Source organism: Kitasatospora sp. NPDC093558 (assembly GCF_040683475.1).
GTDB lineage: Bacteria > Actinomycetota > Actinomycetes > Streptomycetales > Streptomycetaceae > Kitasatospora.
The window spans coordinates 1-2857 of the sequence record NZ_JBFBDY010000724.1 but is presented as its reverse complement, the minus strand read 5'-3'; the positions used below and the strand labels follow the sequence as shown (position 1 = coordinate 2857).

The following is a 2857-nucleotide window of genomic DNA, read 5'->3' as shown; positions in this document are numbered from 1 at the left end:
CCGTCGGTGAGGGGGTCGGCGGCGGCGCGGGCGGCGCCGCGCAGCAGGACGCCGGCGTCGCGGACCTCGGGGCGTTCGAAGAACCGCTCGGCGCCTTTGAGCTGGTAGGGGACGCCGAGGTCGGCGAGGGCCTGTTCGTAGACCTCGGACTGGCCGTTGGTGCGGAAGAGGACGGCGACCTCGCTGGCGCGGACGCCGGTGGCGAGGAGGTCCTTGATGCGGCGGGCGGTGGTCTCGGCCTCGGTGGGTTCGTCGTCGTACTCGGTGTAGACGGGTTCGGGGCCGGCCTCGCGCTGGGAGACGAGTTCGAGGCGGTGGCGGGCGGCTTCGCCGCGGGCCTGGGCGAGGAGTCCGTTGGCGAGGTGGACGACCTGGGGGGTGGAGCGGTAGTCGCGCACGAGCTTGACGACGGCGGCCTCGGGGTGGCGGCTGCGGAAGTTGAGCAGGTAGTCGGGGGTGGCGCCGGTGAAGGAGTAGATGGTCTGGCTGGCGTCGCCGACGACGCAGAGGCTGGCGCCGCCGCCGGGGCCGGTCCACTGGTCGAGGAGGCGCTGCTGGAGCGGGGAGACGTCCTGGTACTCGTCGACGGTGAAGTGCCGGTACTGGGCGCGGACCTGGTCGGCGATGTCGGGGCGGTCCTCGAGGATGGCGGCGGTGAGCAGGAGGACGTCCTCGAAGTCGATGACGCCGCGGCGGCTCTTGGCCTCCTCGTAGACGCGGTAGACCTGGGCGGTCTCGGCGGGGTCGCGGGGGGCGTCGCGGCCGGACTTCTGGACGGCGGCGGGGTAGTCGTCGGGGCCGGTCTGGGTGACCTTGGCCCATTCGATCTCGGCGGTGAGGTCGCGCAGTTCGGTGCGCTGGACGCGCAGGCCGCAGCGGCCGGCGGATTCGGCGACGAGCTGGATCTTGCGTTCGAGCAGCTGGGGGACGGGGCCGCCGACGGCGCGGGGCCAGAAGTACTGGAGCTGGCGCAGGGCGGCGGCGTGGAAGGTGCGGGCCTGGACGCCGTCGGCGCCGAGCTGGCGCAGGCGCCCGCGCATCTCGCCGGCGGCGCGGGCGGTGAAGGTGACGGCGAGGACCTGCTGGGGCTGGTAGACGCCGCTGCGCACGCCGTAGGCGATGCGGTGGGTGATGGCGCGGGTCTTGCCCGTGCCGGCGCCGGCGAGGACGCAGACGGGCCCGTGCAGGGCGGTGGCGACGGCGCGCTGTTCGGGGTCGAGGCCGGCGAGCACGGCGTCGGGGCCCGCGTCGCGGGCCGCGGCCGCGGGATCGGCCCAGAGGTCGCCGGGGCCGCCGCTCAAGAGGTCTTCCTGCATGCGTTCCATCCTCTCAGCCCGGTGGGACAACCGGGGCCGGGTTGTCCACAGGCCCGGTGTGATCGCAGGATGATCGCTCTGGCTCTCCGGGCCCTGCCGTCCTTCCGGGGCGGCTCGCCCCGGACCCGGCGGCCGGAATGACCGCCGCCCGTCGGACGTTGCGTCCGGAGACCAGAGACCGTCCGTCCCCTCCCCGAAGGAGCCCCCTCGATGTCCGGCACCGTGACGATGTACAGCACGACCTGGTGTGGGTACTGCAACCGCCTCAAGAGCCAGCTGGACCGTGAAGGCATCGGCTACACCGAGATCAACATCGAGGAGGACCCGGCGTCGGCGTCCTTCGTCGAGTCGGTGAACGACGGCAACCAGACGGTCCCGACGGTGCTGGTGACGCCGGTGGGCGGCGGCGAGCGGGTCGTCATGACCAACCCGAGCCTGCTGCAGGTCAAGAAGGCCCTCGCGGCCTGATCCGGCCCCGGCGGCGAGGCCTCCGGGCCGGCGTGCCTCAGGGCGCGTCGGCCGGGGCCTGGTCGACGGGCGCGGCGGGCGCGGGCAGCGTGGTGCGCGCGCCGAGGTCGCCGACGCCGTAGACGAGCCGGCTGCGGTCGGCCGAGTAGCGGGTCTCGATGACGCGCACGGGCCCGCGCCGGTCGTAGGTGACGCGGGTCTGCACCATGAGCGGTACGCCCGGGCCGCCCTGGAACCACTGGGCCTCCTCCGGGCCCGGCATCCGGGCCACGAGGTGGTCGACGGCGCCGATCTCGGTGCGGCCGAGGGCCGCGAGGACGGCCTCGTCGCCGCCCTCGACGGCGTCGGGCTCCATCAGCGGCGTGCCCGCCGCGAGGCCGGCCCGGTAGTGGCTCTCCTCGATCGAGTACGGCTCGCGGTCGAGGGTGCGCAGCTGGCGGCGCACGACGATGGCCTCGCCGGGGCGCAGTCCGAGGCGTTCGGCGATGTCGACGCGGGCGCGGACGATCATCATCTCGAAGTCGGTGCCGAGTTCGCGGCCGGCCTCGGCGGCTTCGCCGAGGTAGACGGCGGTGGGCACGGCGAGGCAGTCGCGCGGGGCGGTGGGCAGCGCGGGGCCGTAGGCGCGGTGGTCGAGGACGGGGTGTTCGCGCAGGTAGGTGCCCTTGCCCTGGAGGCGGACGAGGCGGCCTTCGTTGACGAGGACGTCGACGGCGAGGCGGACGGTGTTGCGGGCGACTCCGTACTGGCGTTCCAGTTCGCTCTCGACCGGGAGGGCGGCGTCGGCGGTGAACTCGCCCTCGGCGATGCGGCGGCGCAGGTCGGCGGCGAGGCGCTGGTATTTGGGGGATTGGGCGGTGCCCCGGGGGATTGTCACCCGAGTGAATGTAGCGAGCGGGGTGACGCGGTTTCAGCCGTTTCCGGCAATGTCGTCCGCGCGGGTCGGTGGCGCGCGCCGGGTGGTGAACGGCCTGGCCGGGCAGGGCCCGTGCGGTTACGAACATCCGGCGGGCGGGGCGTCCGGAAGGGATCGGAATCGGAAAAGGGGGCGTGCGGCATGTGCCGCACGCCCC

Annotated in this window: 3 protein-coding genes; 1 reads left to right on the top strand and 2 read right to left on the bottom strand. The window is 74.1% G+C overall.

Features of this window, described 5'->3' with window-relative positions:
- A partial coding sequence (locus AB0O00_RS34305; protein ID WP_363658534.1) for an ATP-dependent helicase occupies window positions 1-1316 on the bottom strand: 1316 nt, incomplete at its 3' end.
- A 210-nt stretch (window positions 1317-1526) separates the two neighbouring features.
- On the opposite strand from AB0O00_RS34305, the gene AB0O00_RS34300 reads away from it, so the two are divergent.
- Window positions 1527-1784, top strand: a complete 258-nt coding sequence (locus AB0O00_RS34300; RefSeq protein WP_363569470.1) for a mycoredoxin — start codon at window positions 1527-1529, stop codon at window positions 1782-1784.
- A gap of 37 nt (window positions 1785-1821) precedes the next feature.
- Here AB0O00_RS34300 and AB0O00_RS34295 read toward each other — a convergent pair whose 3' ends face one another.
- A complete protein-coding gene (locus tag AB0O00_RS34295; protein WP_363658532.1) occupies window positions 1822-2661 on the bottom strand; it encodes a GntR family transcriptional regulator in 840 nt (279 codons plus the stop codon).
- Between the last annotated feature and the right edge of the window lie 196 nt (window positions 2662-2857).

Coding starts and splice junctions, on each gene's coding strand:
- AB0O00_RS34300 (WP_363569470.1), top strand. CDS start 1,527: ATGTCCGGCACCGTGACGATGTACAGCACGACCTGGTGTGGGTACTGC.